12 protein-coding genes are annotated in these 17,345 nt (G+C 62.8%); 10 read left to right on the forward strand and 2 right to left on the reverse strand.

Annotated features, from left to right (window positions below; all coding sequences use genetic code 11):
* Positions 1 to 18: 18 nt before the first annotated feature.
* The 8 genes from gspD to ACTPOI_RS05085 all read left to right on the forward strand — a co-directional run bounded on the left by gspD (position 19) and on the right by ACTPOI_RS05085 (position 10,190).
* Positions 19 to 2,448, forward strand: a complete 2,430-nt coding sequence (gene gspD / locus ACTPOI_RS05050; RefSeq protein WP_440107026.1) for a type II secretion system secretin GspD — start codon at positions 19 to 21, stop codon at positions 2,446 to 2,448.
* Between the two features lie 129 nt (positions 2,449 to 2,577).
* Positions 2,578 to 3,003, forward strand: coding sequence for a hypothetical protein (locus tag ACTPOI_RS05055; protein ID WP_291516993.1), 426 nt, complete (start codon positions 2,578 to 2,580; stop codon positions 3,001 to 3,003).
* A 203-nt stretch (positions 3,004 to 3,206) separates the two neighbouring features.
* Complete coding sequence (locus ACTPOI_RS05060) at positions 3,207 to 4,931, forward strand: cell surface protein (RefSeq protein WP_440107029.1); 1,725 nt, start codon at positions 3,207 to 3,209, stop codon at positions 4,929 to 4,931.
* A gap of 75 nt (positions 4,932 to 5,006) precedes the next feature.
* Positions 5,007 to 5,906 carry a peptidylprolyl isomerase gene (locus ACTPOI_RS05065; protein WP_440107031.1) on the forward strand — a complete coding sequence of 300 codons (900 nt, stop codon included), beginning with the start codon at positions 5,007 to 5,009 and terminating at the stop codon, positions 5,904 to 5,906.
* Between the two features lie 95 nt (positions 5,907 to 6,001).
* Positions 6,002 to 6,802 (forward strand): ABC transporter permease, encoded by an 801-nt coding sequence (locus ACTPOI_RS05070; RefSeq protein ID WP_440107033.1) that lies wholly within the window; start codon positions 6,002 to 6,004, stop codon positions 6,800 to 6,802.
* Positions 6,799 to 8,130, forward strand: a complete 1,332-nt coding sequence (locus ACTPOI_RS05075) for an ABC transporter ATP-binding protein (RefSeq protein WP_440107035.1) — start codon at positions 6,799 to 6,801, stop codon at positions 8,128 to 8,130. The genes ACTPOI_RS05070 and ACTPOI_RS05075 overlap by 4 nt, the downstream gene beginning before the upstream one ends.
* Positions 8,131 to 8,296: 166 nt before the next feature.
* Complete coding sequence (locus tag ACTPOI_RS05080) at positions 8,297 to 9,190, forward strand: class I SAM-dependent methyltransferase (RefSeq protein ID WP_440107037.1); 894 nt, start codon at positions 8,297 to 8,299, stop codon at positions 9,188 to 9,190.
* Positions 9,191 to 9,323: 133 nt separating this feature from the next.
* On the forward strand, positions 9,324 to 10,190 hold the full coding sequence (locus tag ACTPOI_RS05085) for an SAM-dependent methyltransferase (protein WP_440107039.1): 867 nt from the start codon (positions 9,324 to 9,326) through the stop codon (positions 10,188 to 10,190).
* Between the two features lie 29 nt (positions 10,191 to 10,219).
* On the opposite strand, the gene ACTPOI_RS05090 is transcribed toward ACTPOI_RS05085, so the two are convergent.
* Together ACTPOI_RS05090 and ACTPOI_RS05095 are read right to left on the reverse strand one after the other, a co-directional pair.
* Positions 10,220 to 11,527: a tetratricopeptide repeat protein gene (locus ACTPOI_RS05090; RefSeq protein WP_440107041.1), complete on the reverse strand. Its 1,308-nt coding sequence runs from the start codon at positions 11,525 to 11,527 to the stop codon at positions 10,220 to 10,222.
* An 11-nt stretch (positions 11,528 to 11,538) separates the two neighbouring features.
* Positions 11,539 to 15,354, reverse strand: coding sequence for a methyltransferase domain-containing protein (locus tag ACTPOI_RS05095; RefSeq protein ID WP_440107043.1), 3,816 nt, complete (start codon positions 15,352 to 15,354; stop codon positions 11,539 to 11,541).
* Positions 15,355 to 15,415: 61 nt separating this feature from the next.
* On the opposite strand from ACTPOI_RS05095, the gene ACTPOI_RS05100 reads away from it, so the two are divergent.
* A complete protein-coding gene (locus ACTPOI_RS05100; RefSeq protein WP_440108266.1) occupies positions 15,416 to 16,204 on the forward strand; it encodes a glycosyl transferase in 789 nt (262 codons plus the stop codon).
* Positions 16,201 to 17,304 carry an MraY family glycosyltransferase gene (locus ACTPOI_RS05105; RefSeq protein ID WP_440107045.1) on the forward strand — a complete coding sequence of 368 codons (1,104 nt, stop codon included), beginning with the start codon at positions 16,201 to 16,203 and terminating at the stop codon, positions 17,302 to 17,304. Before ACTPOI_RS05100 ends, ACTPOI_RS05105 begins: the two co-directional genes overlap by 4 nt.
* Positions 17,305 to 17,345 lie beyond the last annotated feature (41 nt).

Raw genomic sequence — 17,345 nt, forward strand, 5'->3', positions numbered from 1 at the left:
GCCGAACAGCAGCCCATCATGAAAAGATACCAACACGCATTCACCGCAACGGCATTGGCGCTGTGCCACGCATCCATCGGCTTCGCCCAAAGCCCGGGGCAGCCCCAGGTCACATTCGGCGCGCCTGCTACCGGCACCGTGGTTCAGCCGCAGGCTGCGCCCATTCCTGCGCCCAATGTTTCTGCGCCTGCCGCTGCTGCTGCAGCGCCTGCTGCCGACCCATCCTTGCGCAGCAGGCCCGACGATGCGCCTTCTGCCAACGAGCCCAGGATCATCCGGGGCAACGACCGCGTGACCAATGCCCCCAAGGCCACTCCAGCGCTCGAAGGCCCGCCTGTCTCCCTCAATTTCGAAGAAGCGCCCGTGGCCCAGGTCGTGAGGACCGTGTTGGGCGACATCCTCAAGCTCGACTATGTTCTGCACCCGCCCTTGGCGGGCACCGTGACGCTGGCCACCCGCAATGCGGTGTCTCCAGACCAGGCGGCCTTCCTGCTTGAAAGCGCGCTGCAGGCCAATGGCCTGAGCATGGTTCGCGACGCGCGGGGTGTTTACCAGGTGGGCCGCCCGGAGGCGCTGCGCGCCATCGGCATGGGTGCGGTGCGCCAGGCTACCGCCGGCGCGAGCATGTCGCCAGGCCAGGGTGCCATCGTGGTGCCTTTGCAGTACATTGGCGCCGCAGAAATGGCCACCATCCTGCGGCCCATGATGCCGCCCGATGCCATCGTGCGCGTGGACAACCTGCGCAACCTGCTGGTGCTGTCGGGCACGCGCACCCAGGCAGAGGGGTGGCTCGACATGGTCAACACCTTTGATGTGGACCTGCTCAAGGGCATGTCCGTTGGCGTGTTCCCGCTCAAGCACGCATCCATCCAGGAGGTCGAGGCCGCCCTGGCATTGGTTGGCGGCGGCAGTGGCGCAGCGGCGCCTGCAGCGCAGGGCAACAACGCAGCCCGCCCCGGTACTGCCACCGCCACCACGCCCAACGCCGCAGGTGGTGCCCGTGCTGCTACGGCAGCAGCGCTGGCCGAGGGCAATCCGCTCTTTGGTGCCCTGCGTGTCATGCCCATCGAGCGGCTCAACAGCATCCTGGTGGTCACCCCGCGCGCTTCGTATCTGGAGGAAGCCCGCCGCTGGATCGAGCGGCTGGACCAGCCCAGCGACAACGGTGCCGAGGCGCAGTTGCATATCTTCAAGGTCCAAAACGGCAATGCGCGCCACCTGGCGTCCGTGCTCAGTGGCATCTTTGGCGGCATGGCCGGGGGCGCATCGCCAGTGGGCGGCACGGGCATTGCGCCGGGGTTGACCTCCGCCGTGGGTAACACATATGGGCAGGGTGGTGTGCCCAACGCGTTTGGCAACTCCGGGTCGCTGCTGGGCGGTGCGCTGGGTAACAACCGTACCGGAACCGGCCTGGGCACAGGCCTGGGCGGTTCTTCTGCGCTGGGCGGCATCGGCGGGCGTACCACCGGGCAAATCGGTGGCATCGGCCAGGGCCAGCAGGTGGGCCAGCAGGCGGTTGGTCCGGCCGTTGCCGCCATCGGCAACATCCGGGTTATGGCCGACGAGCTGAACAACTCCATCCTGGTCTGGGCCACACGTGCTGAATACAACAAACTGGAGGCGACGCTCAAGCGTCTGGATCTGCCGCCCACCCAGGTGCTGATCGAGGCCACCATCGTGGAGGTGACGCTGGGCGACACACTCAAGTACGGCGTGCAGTGGGGCTTCAAGGATGGCTCCGAAAGCAGCAGTTTTACCGGGGCTGGCCGGATCAGTGGCCTCGAAGGCGGAGCACTGGGCGGTGTGGCCCAGGGCTTCTCTTACATCCTGAGCAAGGGCGGCAGCCCGCGCGCCGTTCTCCAGGCGCTGGCCGACAAGTCGCAACTCAAGGTCATTTCAAGCCCATCGTTGATGGTGCTTGACAACCACACCGCTGCGATCACCGTGGGCGACCAGGAGCCCATTGCCACGGCCACCATCACCAGCGACAACGCCAACAACACCACCACCAACACCATCCAGTACAAGGATACCGGCGTGGGCCTTACGGTGACCCCTTCGGTCAATTCGGGCAACCTCGTCACCATGCAGGTGGACCAGACCGTGACGCAAAGGGGCGACAACCGCGGTAGCGCCAACAACCAGCCAGCCTTTCTGCAGCGCCAGATCAGCAGCAAGGTGGCCGTGCGCTCCGGTGATTCGATCGTTCTGGGCGGGTTGATCCGCGACAACAGCACCTCGGGCAAAACCGGCGTCCCGTTGCTGCAGGATGTGCCCCTGGTGGGCAAACTGTTTGGTACCAACCGGGCCGAAAACACGCGGACCGAACTGCTCGTGGTGCTGACACCCCGCGTGGTGCGTACCGACATCGACATCCGCGAAGTCAGCGAAGACCTGCGCGACCGGCTGCGTGGTTTGCGTGGCGTGGGCACCGCCGACAGGAACTAAGGCCCGGCCAGGCTAGTCCGTGTCTCTGCGCTGCCCCCGGTTGCACCGCCAGGCGTTCGCCCCCGGTACGCCGGGGGCGGTGGCGGCAAATTTTCAGTAGCGTTTTATTTGAAGGACCTTCAAAACACCATGCCAATCTATCAGACCACCCGCCGCCTGGGCGCGGCCGCCATCGCTCTGTCGGCGGCCATGCTTGTTGCTGGTTGCGCAAGCTTGGGCGCATCCACCCCCGAAGAAATCGTTGGCCAGCGGGCCACCGAGTATTGGAAGGCGCGCATCGCCGGGCAGTACGAAAAGGCCTGGGCCCTGTCCACGCCTGCTTACCGGTCCATCAAGACGGCCGAGCAGTTCCGCATGCAGTTTGGCTCGGGCGCAACGGTAGAGGCAGCAACGCCTTTCAAGGTGACTTGCGAGAGTGGCGAAAAGTGCACGGCCCGCATGAAATTGAGCGCAACGCCTGCCCTTTTGGGTATGAAACTGGGTACGATTGACACGTACGTGGACGAGACATGGTTGCTCGAAGACGGCAAGTGGTGGCGCCACCAGGACCTGTGATTGCAAAAAGGTTCTTCTGCGCTGTTGCTGGTCCCTGCGAAGGAGGTTCTGCCACACCGCTCTGACAACTGTTGCTTTTCATCAACAACAGGCGGTTTCACCGGCCGCCCGCTGTACAAGCCCCTTATGCGCTGTGCTACGATGCCTAAGCGTAATCAATCGTGGTAGTTGCGCTTACAAACTTTTTAACTGGAGTTCTTGATATGAAGAAAAATGTGATGGCCTTGAGCATTGCTGCCATGATTGGTGGCCTGGGCTTTGCAGGTGCTGCTTCTGCGGCTGTGATCGTCGGTGCTGGTGCTGCTGGTGCCGCTGGCGATGCAGTTGGTGCAGCTATCATTGACGCGGGTACATTTGTTAAGTCCACCAGCACTGACCTGGCTGTTTCCGAAGGCGGCGTGGGTCACGCGCTTGTGGTGCCTTACTACAACGCTCAAAACGGCAACATGACCGTTCTGCACGTTACCAACACTGATCAAACGAACGGTAAGCTGGTGAAGGTTCGCTTCCGCAGTGCTGCCAACTCTGACGACGTGCTGGACTTCCAAGTGTTCATGTCGCCCGGTGACGTTTGGACCGCTGCTGTCACGGCCGGCGCCGACGGCGTTGCTCAGCTGACTACCAGCGACAACACTTGCACTGTGCCTGCGCTGACCAAGGACGTTGCTCAGCCTTTCGTGCAGAATCGTCTGCCTTCCTATCTGGATGCTGCTGCTCGCGCTAACCTGACCCGCGAAGGTTATGTTGAGATTTTCAACATGGCTGATATCACTGGCACTAACGCCTGGGGTACGGATGGTACGTCTGCTACTGGCGACACGCAAAAGTCTCCCCTGTTCACGGCTGTTAAGCACGTGAATGCGGTTGCGCCTTGCTCGGTTGCTGGCTCTGCCGCTCGCACTCGCGTGAACACTGTCGCAACCACGACGTTCACCGAGGCGACTGGTGCTGAAGCTGGTCTGCAAACGCCAACCACCGGCCTGATGGGCGACTGGTACATCATCAACGTTGCCCAGACGACCACTTTCTCCGGTGCGGCAACTGCTGTGCGCGCTACAGGCGGCAATTTGCGCGGCAACTTCGTGCACTTCCCACAACTGGACACCGCTGCTGCAGGCAACGCCAACGACCTGACAGCTGACCCGCTGTTCCGTACGGCAAACGTCTTCAACGCTGCCGGTACCGCCGTGACCACCGCTTCGATTGGTCTGCTGAACTTCGACGTGCCAGACTTGTCGACGCCTTACAACGGCGCAGCTGCGGTTGCTACGCCTCTTGACCAAGCTCAGCGCCTGGCAGCGGCACTGCAGGTTAAGTCGGTCACGAACCAGTATGCCAACGACGCCTCGATCTCGGCTAAGACCGACTGGGTGTTCTCCATGCCTACCCGTCGCTATAACGTTGCGGCGAACTACGCAGCAGCGACGAGCCTGACCACTGCAACTGCAGCAGCTACTGTCGCCTACCGTCTGTTTACGGACTTGGGCACGGCTGGCCATGCTAACGATCAGTTCTACCCTGCCGGTACCGTTGTGGGTGCATCGCTTGCCCAAGGCAACACCACTGTTGATGCCAACGGTAACATCTGCGTGCGTGCAGACGGCCAGCGTTTCTTTGACCGTGAAGAAACTACGGGCGGCACCACCCCAGTGTTCTCTCCAGGCACTGCTACTTCCGTACAGTTCTGCGGTGAAGTGAGTGTGTTGGCTTTTGCTGATACTGGTACTTCAGTGCTGGGTGCTTCCGTTGCTCGTCGCACTGTGACGACCGGTACGTATCAAAACGGTTGGGGCGTGCTGGATACCACCAACGCTGGTCTGGGTCTGCCAATTCTGGGTTCTTCTTTCATCAAGTTGAGCAACCCCCAAGCTGCAGCAGGCATGTCCGGTACGTACGGTATCACTTGGCCACACCGTTTCACGAAGTAATTCGTGGCACTTAATCGCCGCTAGGCGATCAGAAAAAGCGGGGTTGTCCCCGCTTTTTCTTTTTCTAATCCGCATATGAAACAAGCTAACCAGACTTTTATTCAACTCGCCGCTGTTGTGGCTTTGGGAGCCTTTTCTGCTGTCAGCGTCCATGCGGAGCAGGCGCCGTTAGTGGAGGGTGCAGGCATCGTTATTACTGCTGATGACATGCGGGCAGACGCACAGCGAATGCCTCCGGAAATGCAGGGGCTGGTACTATCAAAACCGCAAACGGTGTCTCAGATCGCCAGCAATCTTTACGCACGTCGCGCCTTGGCAGTCCGCGCGGAGGAGCAAGGGCTGGACAAACAACCATCCGTACAGGCGCTGTTGAAGGTGGCGCGTGACAAGGTACTGTCGGATGCGATGCTTGAGGCTATCGACAAGCAATCGATGCCCAATCCATCCGCTTTGGAGCGAATGGCGCTAAACGTCTATAAAACCAATCCCGAAAAATACAAGACTTCTGAGGAAGTAGGAATTAGTCATATCTTGATCGGTGGATCTGATGCTGAAGCACGCAGCAAAGCAGAGGCTTTGCTGAAGCAGATCCGAGGGGGCGAAGACTTTGCTCGGCTCGCGAAAGACAACTCGACTGATGCTGCAACGGCCAGCAAAGGTGGCGACTTGGGATTTTTCGGAAGAGGGCGTATGGTTCCCGAATTCGAAGTTGCAGCATTTCAGTTAGATCGCCCGGGATCGGTGAGCGATGTCATTCAGACCAAATTTGGATTTCACATAATAAAATTGAATGATCGACGCCTGCCACGTTTGCGAGACTTTAGCGAAGTGAAGGCCGAGATCGTGAAAGAGCTGACAGCCAGCGTGCTCCAAGACGCCCGCGCAGCCGAGGCACAAAAATTTCAAGCCAATGCAAAGTTCAATCAAGCCGCGATTGAAGCGTTTTCGTCGGGATACAAGCCCGCTACCAAGTAGCGCTTTGAAATGCGCTAGCTTGAGGCTGATAGCTGATCCACATCACGGCTTCTTAGGAGAAGCACTCGGGGCTGTAAGTCACCTTCGGAGCCTCGATGCGTGCATTGCTATGTGAGGTGAAAGCGGCCGTGAGCGCACATGCGTTGGTATGGGTGCTCACGCAGCGCGAGCTGGCCGCACGTCACAGCGGTACCGCTGCCGGGGTGGTGTGGCCCTACCTGCAGCCGCTGCTCACCGTGGCTGCGTTCTACCTGGTGTTTGACATCGTGTTTGCGATGCGGCTGGGCGAAGGCGCGCCCACCCATGCGGTGGGCACCTACCTCATCGTCGGGGCGCTGCCTTGGATGGCGTTCTGCGATGCCGTGTCCCGCGGCATGGGCAGCTTGCTGGATGCGGGCGGCCTCTTGCAGAAAAACCCGCTGCCCGCCGTACTGTTTACCGCACGTGCCGTGCTGGCCAGCGCCCTCATCTACGGCCCCTTGCTTGCGCTGGTGGCAGTGGCCTATGCGCCATTGCACGGCTTTGCGCCGGCGGTGCTCAGCATGGTGCCGCTTCTCGCACTGCAGTTGGTACTGTGCCTGCTGATGGGCTATCTGCTCGCCATACTGGCAGCAGCATTGCGCGACACGGTGCAACTGGTGGGCTTTCTGCTGTCGGTCGGCATTTACCTGTCGCCCATCCTGTTCCCCATCACCCTGTTCCCCGAGCGCTGGCGCTGGGTGCTGTGGCTCAACCCTATGACAGGGCTGGTGCAGGGCTACCAGCAGGTGCTGCTGCAGGGCGCCTGGCCCTCTGCCGGGGTCTGGTGGGCCACCATCGCGTGGATTGCGCTGGCAGCGGTGCTGCTCAATGTGGCGGTATCCCGCAGCCGTGACCAGCTGGTGGATTGGCTATGACGCACCCTGCACCCACGCCCCCTGCGGGCATTGCACCGGCAGCCCCTGCCCCCGTACTCCGCGTGCAGGCCGTTGGCAAGGAATACAAGCTGTACCCCACGCCACGCGCGCGCCTCAAGGCGCTGGTCACGGGCAAGGCCACCCACCGCAGCCACTGGGCTTTGAACGATGTGTCGTTTGAACTGACGCGCGGCGAATGCATTGGCGTCATTGGTGACAACGGCGCGGGCAAAAGCACCCTGTTGAAGTTGCTGGCGGGCACCCTGCAGCCCAGCCATGGCCGGATAGACCGGGTAGGTCGCGTCACGGCCATTCTGGAGCTGGGGGCCGGCTTCCACCCCGATTTCAGCGGGCGCGACAACCTGTACTTTGCAGGCAGCCTGATCGGCATTCACCGCGACGAAATGGCGCGCCTGGAGCCTGAAATCATCGCGTTTTGCGAACTGGGCGAGGCACTCGACAGGCCGGTGAAGACCTATTCATCGGGTATGACGGTCCGCCTGGCGTTTGCGCTCGTTACCGCCGTGCAGCCTGACGTACTCATCATCGACGAAGCCCTGGCGGTAGGCGACCAGAACTTCCAGAAGAAGTGTGTGGAGCGCATCACCGCGTTTCGCAACAACGGCTGCACCATTTTGTTTTGCTCGCACAGCCCGTACCACGTGCGGCACCTGTGCGACCGCGCCCTGTGGCTCAAGGGTGGGCGTGTAGAGCAGTTTGGCGACACCGAAGCGGTGCTTGCCGCCTACGACGTGCACACCCGCGATCGTGAAGCGGCTGCCCAGCACGCCTTTCATGCGGATGCCCCCGAGAACACCACGGCCACAGCCGTTGCAGAAGCAGCTGCTGGCGCCGATGCCGCCACGGCACCACCAGGTGCGAGCGCTACGACATCCGCCGCCGCCAGTCACGATGGTGGTGCGGCCTGCATCCTCTCGGTGGACGTTGCCAATCTGGCGGAGCCAGAGGGTTCCCAGCCACCCGTGTTGCAGGGGCAGGACCTCGTGGTCACCATCACCGCCCGGGGCCGTGGCACGGAGCGCCCGCACATCGGGTTCATGATCGAACAGTCGAAAGGTGTGGGCATCACGTCACTGGCCACCCATGAGGATGGCGCGCACCCCGTGCAACAGGGCGATGGAACCTGGCGCTCGGTGCTGACGTTTCCCGACCTGCCCCTGCACAGCGGCGACTACGTCATCAGCGCCTTCCTGTTCGATGAAACGGGTCTGGCGGTGTACGACGAGTGGTTCCAGTTCATGCATTTCCGTTTCATTTTCCCCAAGCCGCTACCCGGCCTGGTGCGGTTGCCGCACCACTGGGCTTGAACGCCCTCCAACCACATCTCCCATTCAGGCCGAGACGAACTGGGCGCCGGGTCCCCCATTCGGGCTGAACTTGTCGAAGCCGTGCACAACGCCGCGCCCCGGTCCCGCTTCGGCAGTGCAGCCGCCCAAGAACGGATAATCCTGCCTTCTGGATCACCGAGTCACCATGAACGTCAAGACAGATACATTGCCCACGCTAGGCCAGCAACTGCTGCAGGAAGGTCGGGACCTGCTGGCCGCCGGGAACCGCACCGCGGCCGCGCAGGTACTGGTACGCGCCCGCGACGAGCGCGACGTGGTGCTAGCCGCCCATGCGCTGATCGAACAGTACGACCTGGTGGGCTCCTTCCACAACGTCATGGGGTTGAACTGCAGCATTTCGGACCAGGACGATATCTTTGGTTTCTTTCGCGGCCACCACTCCAGCCGCAACCCCCTGCGCGACTACCTGGCAGACGGCTGGCGCACCTTGTCAGAACTGATGCTGCTGCTTGAGGCAGTCAACCGGCCGCTGCTGCACACCGCCAGCGTGCTGGAGTTCGCCAGTGGCCATGGCCGGTTTACCAGGCACTTGGTCAAAGCCCTGGGGCCCGAGCGGGTGGTGGTGTCTGACGTGGTGCCGAGCGCGGTGGAGTTCTCACGCCAGACGTTTGGAGTGCAAGGCTTTCTGTCGGCCAGCGCGCCCGAAAGCGTGCAGTGGCCACGCCAGTACGACCTGGTGTTCGTGCTGTCACTGTTCAGCCACCTGCCGCGCTCGACCTGGGGCCGCTGGCTGCAGGCGCTGTATGGGGCAGTGGCGCCCGGTGGGCTGCTGGTGTTCAGCACGCATGGGCACAAGGCGGCGCGCTTTGACAACGTCACGCTCGATGCTGAAGGATTCTTCTTTGCGCCTTCCAGCGAATCCCATGCCATTGATGTGCATGAGTACGGGACCACGTTCACCGCACCCGAATTCGTGCTGGCCCGCATCGCAGAAGTGGCGGGTGCAGAGAACCTTGCGCACCAGGCGGAAACGCATTTCTGGAACCATCAGGACGCGTACGTCCTGCGAAAGCCTTAATGCGCCTGCTGCCCTTGCTGCCCTTGCCGCATGGCGGCCGGTGCAACGGCTCCCCGTGCCGCTAGCGGTTGAATCGACGCCCATCTACCCATCCCCTGCGGGGGCATCCTTTACCCAACACAACCACACACCCATGAGCGCTCACTGGTGGACAGCTTTGCAGGAACGCTTTCGCGGGCTTGCCCCGTGGGACGCACGCCACATTTCGGACGAGTGGTTCCGTGCGCATTTTGATTACGCTGCAGACGTGGTGAACCACTGGGTGGGCGACGTGCTGGACGTGCGCACGGCACGGCTCCTGAACTTCGGCTGCGGCGACGGCATTACCGACTTGTCGCTGGTGCTGCGCTACGGGGCCACGGCCATCCACGGCGTGGACATTCGGCAGGAGTATGCAAAGCTGCCGCGCATTGCACGCGAGCAACTGGGCATGGCCCGCATTCCGGCTGCACTCACGTTTGAAACCATCCAGCCGGGTAGCCCGCTCGCAGGGCGGCGCAAGCCGGTGGACGGCATCATGAGCTGGTCCACCTTCGAGCATGTGCAGCGGGACCAGCTGGCCCCCATCCTGGCTGACCTGCGGGATTGCCTGCGCCCGGGTGGCTACTTTTTCATCCAGATCGAGCCGCTGTTTTTCTCGCCCTTCGGTTCACACCTCAAACGCTACGACGACGTGCCCTGGCACCATCTGCTGGTGAGCGAGGACGAACTTTGGAAGATTGTCCGGGACCACGAGGGCCCCATCGACGCCGCCGAGGTCGACTTCGGCTTTGCTGACTTCGGCGTGGAGGGGTACAAGCGGTTTGTGTTCAAGGAATACCAGGCACTGAACCGGCTCACGGCCGACGAGCTGCTGGACCTTGCCGTGGCGGCGGGCTTCAACGTGGTTCGCCAAGAGCGCCGTCAGGTGGATTTGCCCATCCCTGAACCATTGAAGGGGCGTTACCCGGAAGAGCTACTGCTGAACAACGAGATCTTCTTGCTCTTGCAGAGACCCTAGCCGGGCTCGGTCAGGTCTATCCCTGGCGTTCAGGCAGGCTTACGCGCCCACACCACGAACCCCTGGACAGGCTTTCCCTTCTGATAGCGCAAGACCGCCAGCTCGGTCTCGATCACAAAGCCGGATGCCCGGCAAAGAGCCTCGACAGCGCTGCGCTTGTGCACGTACCGTTCGGTCAGTGGGTCAAGGTACAGATCCGGGCCATTGTCTGCGCCGATCTCGCACGAAAGCACCAGATACCCGCCGGGCACGAGAACCTTGCATGAAGCTGGAATGGCCTCACTCAGATCGCCGATGTAGACGAACACCTCCAACGCAGCAACGATGTCATACGAAGCCGCGGGCGTGTCGCGGAGCGTCTCGTGAAGATCCCCAACTTCGAGCGAGTCGTAGAGGCCGAGGCGCTTTGCCTGGTCAAGCATCTTTGGAGAAACGTCAACACCCACCAGTCGTCCACTGATCTTCCCGAGTTGCGCTGCCAGCAGCCCGGTGCCGCAGCCAAGGTCGAGCAGGCTCAGTTGCCGATTCGGGTATCTTTTTTGAATCTTCTGAGCTGTCAGGTGCGGAAGCCGGTAACGAAGGCCGGACACCAACTGCTGGTCGAAAAGCTGCGCGGCCCTGTCGAAGAGTGCACGGTTCAACTCCGGAGGCTGGTGGGCTGGCGTCTGACCACGTGCCCGGGCGTCGTAGTACATGTAGATTGGATCACCTGGTACAAGCGACAAAAGCGTTCTCGTGACCACGGCAGCTTCGTCCAGCTTGCCAGCAGCCAGGAGCGTGTGCATCTGGCCCTTGAGCACCTGTTCATCCTCAGGAAACTCCTCCACCAGATTGCCCCACGCAGCAAGGGCATCTTCGTACTTGCCAAGCTGATTTAGATCGTTGGCGAGCAATAGCCTCCACTCTTTGTCTTGCGGTTCCTGAGCCAGACCCTCCTTCAAGTGGCGAACCGCCAACTCCAAGGCTCCGACCGCATGCGCCACCTCAATCGCACCGGCCCGCACTACACGACTCCTGGAATCAAGTTGCAACGCAAGCTCGGCGTTCTCGCTGGCTTCGGGGAACTGCCCCTGCCGCACTTGAAGCTGAGCCAGCACGATGATTCCGGGAGCCCACTCTGGCGCCAATGTCAGCCCTTGCTGCATGAGCTGGAATGCGCCGTCGACATTTCCCGCCTTTTCTGCCATGAGCCCTGCCATCATGTAGACCCGGGGATCAGAGGGAATTTGCGCGCGTGCCTGGTTCAAGGCCGCAGCCGCTTCGGCCAGTTGGCCGTTGTCGATAAACGTGCGGGCCGCTTCAATCAGCGGCAGGTTTGGATCAGCGGTAATGTTCATGATGTGTGTATCTAGGCTTGCAGCCAGTTTTTAACTTTTCTCTGCCAGTGGGGAGGGATTGCACGCGCAAGTCCGCGCAACACCGGCATGGAGCGCAAGTGGGCCAACCCGTTCAGCATGACGCCGCGTGCGTTTCCGCTGGAGCGCAGGCAGGGAGCATAGGTACGCAGAAAATCGATGGAAACCTCTATGGGCGGATGAACCAAAACGCCTGCCGGGTAATCCGTGCGATATGTCCAGGCCGCACCTTCCGGCATGGCGGCGGCATGCTGCGGTGAAAACACCATAGCGCCTGACGGTTCCTGCGACTTGCCCGCATCGGGCGTGAAGAAGTTCGCCCGGAGGTGCATCATGCTGTCCAGCCACTGCCCCGCAGTCTGATCCCATGGCGCCACCCAGCTCCGTGCACGGCCCGCCAGCCGCTCGGGGAACGCGCCCAGATCAGGGGCCAACACAGGGAGCCCGGCCTGCAGGCAGGCGCTGAGCGTATAGCTGTAGGTCTCGGGCCAGAGTGCTGGAAACCACGCAATGTCTGGCTGTAGCCATTCCAGCAGCCGTGGCAGATCGGCTTCGTCGTAAGCGCCGTGCACCGTCAGGCGTGCGCGTGGCTGTGTCAGCAGATGCCGGTACCCGTAGCCCAGCAGATGGAACTCCACCGGGGCATTGCGTCGTGCAGCCTCTGTGGCCGCTGCTTCCAGCAGATCCGCGCCCTTGATGGCGCTGAGGGCGCCCAGCACCACCACCTTCAATGGCGCGCTGGCACTTGGCAGCGGGCTGGCTTGAGGTTCGGGCAGGGCAGGCGGGCCTTGCACCGCACCGTCGCCCGATGCGTCGACCAGATCGGTATGGGGGACGACGCGAAGCCGCGCGCCGGGCGCCAGACCCGCAATGCGGGCGGCAGTGTCGTGGCTAGGCGCGAACACCTGGCGCGCGCCCGTCAGGAAATGGCGGTTGCGATGGCGCCACTGCCGGACCGAGCCGCCATACGGCGCCGGATCGTCCGGCGCGCAGCAGTGGCATTCACCGGGTGCACGGTCTGCCTGGTAACGGTTGTCACGCCCGGTCAGCGAGATGTGGGTGCAGTAGCTGTAGAAGTCGTGGGCGGTGAAGTCGTAGTCCACACCCAGCTGGGAGGGCAGGTCCAGAATGCGTTCGTCATGGCCCAGCAGGTGGTGGTAGTGGATGTGCGCCACGCCCAGGTGCCGTAAGGCCTCTACCAGTGCATCGTATTGCGTGGCGATCGAAAACCGGAGTTCAAAGGCGTCATGCTCGCCCGCCATGCGCAGGCTCACCGATTGGTCGGGCGCGGGTGTGAGCACCAGGAATCGGGCTTGGGAACGCAGGTGTTCGGCCAGCTCTCGTACATGCCGCAGGGTACCGCCCGCACGGTCGTGGAGCACTGCCAGCACCACAGGCAGGTGGGCTTGCTGCAGACGTGCAATGTCCAGTGCCAGCCGGTAGGGCTGGGCGGGATCTGCCTGGACGAATGCCATCACCTCGCGTTCGTACCTCGGGTGCAGGCGGCGCAGCGTCTCCATGGCGGCGCGCTCGCGCGGGCTCTTGCTGTCGCCAAAGCTCACGCCCCCGGTGTGGAGCACGAAGGTGTCGAGCAGATGCAGGTTGCGCCACCCGGCGGCTGCAGCCCGCTGGCAAAAATCGTTTTCTTCGCCGTAGCCCTTGCCAAAGTTTTCGGTGTCGAACAGGCCTACGGCGGTGAGGCTGTCGCGACGGATGTACATGCAAAAGCCCACGCCCGTGGGCACATCCACCACCGCGCCGGGGTTGGTGCTGGCGCACAGGGCGTCCAGGCGGGCCGTGTCGTACCCCTCGGGCAGATCGTTGTCCTTGCAAAACCGGGGGTAGCTGCAGATGGTGGCGTTGTTGGAGAACGGCGTGACGGATGCCACCTTCTGGTCGCAGTAGGCCGCACGGCGGATGCGGTCGAGCCAGTCGTTGGCCACTTCGGTATCGCTGTTCAACAGCAATACGTCGTTGCTGCTGCTCAGGGCCATGCCGCGGTTCACGGTACCCACGAAGCCGAGGTTTTCAGCGTTTTCCAGCAGGGTGATGCGGCTGTCCTGCTGCGCGCGCTCGCGCAGCCAGGCGGTCACTTCGGGCTCCGGGCTGGCGTCGTTGATGACGATGAGCCGCCACGGTGTCTGGCAGGTGCTCGCCAGGGCCGAGTCGATGCACAGGCGCGTGTCGGCCAGGCCCCGGTAAACGGGGACGATCACATCCACCGGATGAGGTGGCGCGGCTAATGGCACAGGTAGGGCGGCTGGCGCTGCCGTCGCGGCGGGGCCGCGACCGAGCAGGCGGTCCAGCCGCATCTTGGCATGGACGAGAGGGCGGGTAGCACGGAACACGGTGGAGTTTTCTATGGTCTTGAGGTGCGCCGCAAGCTCGGCATAGTCTTTCTGGACGCGGGTGGCTTCCTGCTGCCACATGGCGCGTTGGCGGGCCAGCGCGGTGTTGTTTTCTTCCAGCAGGCTGTTGCGTGCATTGGTGGATGAAAGGCTGGCGCGGGCGTGCTGTAGCTGGTCTTCCAGCAGCGACTGGGTCTCGCGCGCGTCGCGTTCGAGCTGGTCGATGCGGTCGCCGAGCGGGCGCACTGTACCTGCCAGGGCAAGGTAGTCCGCCGACATCGGCCAGCCCAGCTCGACGTCAAGAAACGCTTCGGCCGCAGCCAGTTTCTGGAGCACTTCTTCCGGAATGGGCAGCGTGAACCAGGGGTCGGTGCCCGCCAGCAACAGCAGCGTGGCGCCTGCTGCTGGGGGCAGGGGGGCGTTCCACACGATCTGGCTGTGTGGCGCACCGGCCAGCAGCGAACGGCTGTCGTGGTCTGCCGCCCAGTGCCAGATGGAATGCCCAGCGCTGTCGCGCAGGCTCAGGCCATAGAGATGGAGAAACCCGGGGCGGTCTGCAGGGTCCAGCCGCAAGCGTGTGAGCGGCTCCGCGCGGGCCGGAAGGCGAAACACAAGGGTCTGGCGTTCGTGGCCGATGATGCCTGTGGCCGTGAGCTTGCTCGCTTCCTCATACCCAGCGGCACGCCCCAGGTACAGCTGCGCCGTAAACCGGGCCTGCGGCTCATCGGTGGCGGCAGATACGGGCTCAAACGCATGGTTGAGGGCTTGCTCTGCAGGACTTGCGGCGCAAATGAACTGGTACGTGAGCGCATCGTTTGCGCCCAGAAGATATCGGGCAACCCCTGCGGGCAAGCTGTCGAATGCGACCTTGAATTCGGACTCGGGCAGCTCACGGGTGATGGTGTCAAGGCTGTTGATTTGCCACCGCTGTTCCGACATGAAGCGAACGAGAGACCGGCGTGTGAAAAAACGCAGATGCGTGCGGTCGAGCAGGCCCTCTTCGCGATAGCGGAACTCCCCCTCCAGCAATTCGGCCACCAACCCGCTGTAGCCCGCGTTGGGTACGGAGATCAGAACTTTGCCGTCTGGTACGAGCAACTCGCGGCAAGCCTTCAGCACTTGTTCCGGGTGCTTCAGATGCTCCAGCACGTCTGCGCACACGATAAAGTCATACCGTCGCTCTGGAAACATTGCAGGCAGATCTGCCGTTTCAAGATCTGCCACTTCCACCTGGCGATAGTGCGGTGACGCGATCCGGGCCTCTGCCTGGCTCAGCGTGACGCCATCGGCCGTGCACTGCCGTGTTTCCTTGAGGAACTGCCCCAGTGCGCCGCTGCCGCAGCCCAGATCAAGTACCGTCGCACCCGGAAGCACCAGGCCTGCCAGGACCGACAGCGACGTGCGTTCGCCCTCGGCGATGGAGCGCAGGTAGACATGCAGGTCGTCGATTGAATTCGTCATCCACCGATTATGACGGGGCTGTTTGGCGTCACTGCAGGGGCTGCGGCGACAATACGGGCCGATGAACCACCCCCATTTTCCACCCGCCCGCCTTGTGGTTTCCGTTGTCAGTCATGGCCATGGTGAACTGGTGCAGCGGCTGCTGGAGCAGATTGCGGGCGCTGGGGAGCCCGTGGTTTCGCGGGTGGTGCTAACCCAGAACATTCCCGAACCGCACCCGCGCGCGCCGTCTGGCGGCTGGCCTTTTGAGCTGGAGGTGGCGGTGAATGCTACACCGGTGGGTTTCGGTGCCAACCACAACCAGGCCTTGGCAAACGTCAGCGAAAGCCATGTGTGTGTCATCAACCCGGACGTGGAGCTGATCCCTGGCCAACCCCCCTTCGACGCGCTGGTGCAGTCTTGCCAGGGTCCGGGCAGCGGTTGCGCATACCCTGCTCAAACGGCGCCGGATGGTTCTGTACAAGACAGCGAGCGCGAAATCCCGTCGCCGGCAGCCCTTTTTCGCCGGCGGTTCCTGGGGGCGCGGGAGCAGCGGGTCGACTGGGTGAACGCGGCATGCATCGTGCTGCCAGTGGAGGTCTGGCGCGCCGTTGGCGGGTTTGACGAGCGCTACTTCATGTATTGCGAGGATGTGGATATCTGTCTCAGGGTGCGGCTGCAAGGGCTCCGGCTGGTACGGGCGCCGGTGAAGGTGGTCCATGCGGGACAGCGCGCCAGCCACCGCAGGCTGCAGCATCTGCTTTGGCATGTGCGCAGCCTGTGGCGGTTGTGGCGTTCGCCGGTGTATCGCCAGGCGCAACAGTTGCTAACGGCCCCGTCAGGTGGCGCAGGTACCATCGGCCCCCAATGATCTGGTTGTCTGTGCTTGGTTTTTTGATAGCGACGATAGTGGCCGGCCTCATCGTTCGCTGGGGCCGCGAGCACGCGGCTGCCTATGGCGATGGGATGCCCCAGCGCTTTCATCTGGGTGACATTCCGCGCCTGGGCGGCGCCGCGGTGCTGGCTGGTGCTGCGGTGAGCTGGGGGCTGGGCGTTTTGCAATCCACGCAGTGGGGCGATCCTGGTTCGCTGCGTCTGGGCGGGTGGGTCGGCAGCTGGCTGCTGGTCTTGCTGCCCGCCGCCCTGGGCGGCATCGCCGAGGACATGACGCAGCGTCTGGCCGTGCGTTACCGCTTGATGCTGACAGGCGCATCGGGCGGGCTGGCGCTGCTGTTGCTGAATCTGGGTGTGCCGCGCACCGGCTGGGCGTGGCTGGATGGCCTGATGGAGGCGGCCCCATGGATTGGCGCTGCGATTGTGGTTCTGGCCGTGGCTGGACTCCCCCATGCCTTCAACATCATCGACGGCTACAACGGCCTCGCAGGCATGGTGGCACTGATCGTCTGTCTGGCGCTGGCGCATGTGGCCCTGCAGGTGGGCGACCGGGCTCTGGCGGCGTTGCTGGTGTCTACCGCGGCGGCCACTGCAGGGTTTCTGATCTGGAACTACCCTCGGGGCATGCTGTTTGCGGGCGATGGCGGGGCCTATATATGGGGCGTGATCATTGCCGTTGCCAGCATCTCGCTGGTCCAGCGCAATGCGGAGGTCTCGCCCTGGTTCCCGATGCTGCTGCTCATCTACCCCGTGTGGGAGACGATCTTTTCTATCTACCGAAAGGCAGTGCGCGGCGTTTCGCCCGGCGTTGCCGATGCGCTGCATTTCCACCAGCTCATCTACCGCCGCATTGTGCGGGGGGTGTTCCACGACGATGAGTCACGCCGCGTGCTGATGCGCAACAACCGCACGTCGCCCTATCTCTGGGGTTTTACGCTGCTGACGGTGGTGCCAGCTGTGCTCTTCTGGAGCAACACTGCGTTGCTGATGGCGTTCTGCGGCCTGTTTGTCGTCAGCTATGTGATGGCGTACTTTGCCATTGTGCGGTTCAAGGTGCCGCCCTGGTTGCGCCACTGACTGGCTGTCATGCCGGAGGGCGGCAGAGTGCGCGCGGGATG

Source organism: Acidovorax sp. BL-A-41-H1 (assembly GCF_051942715.1).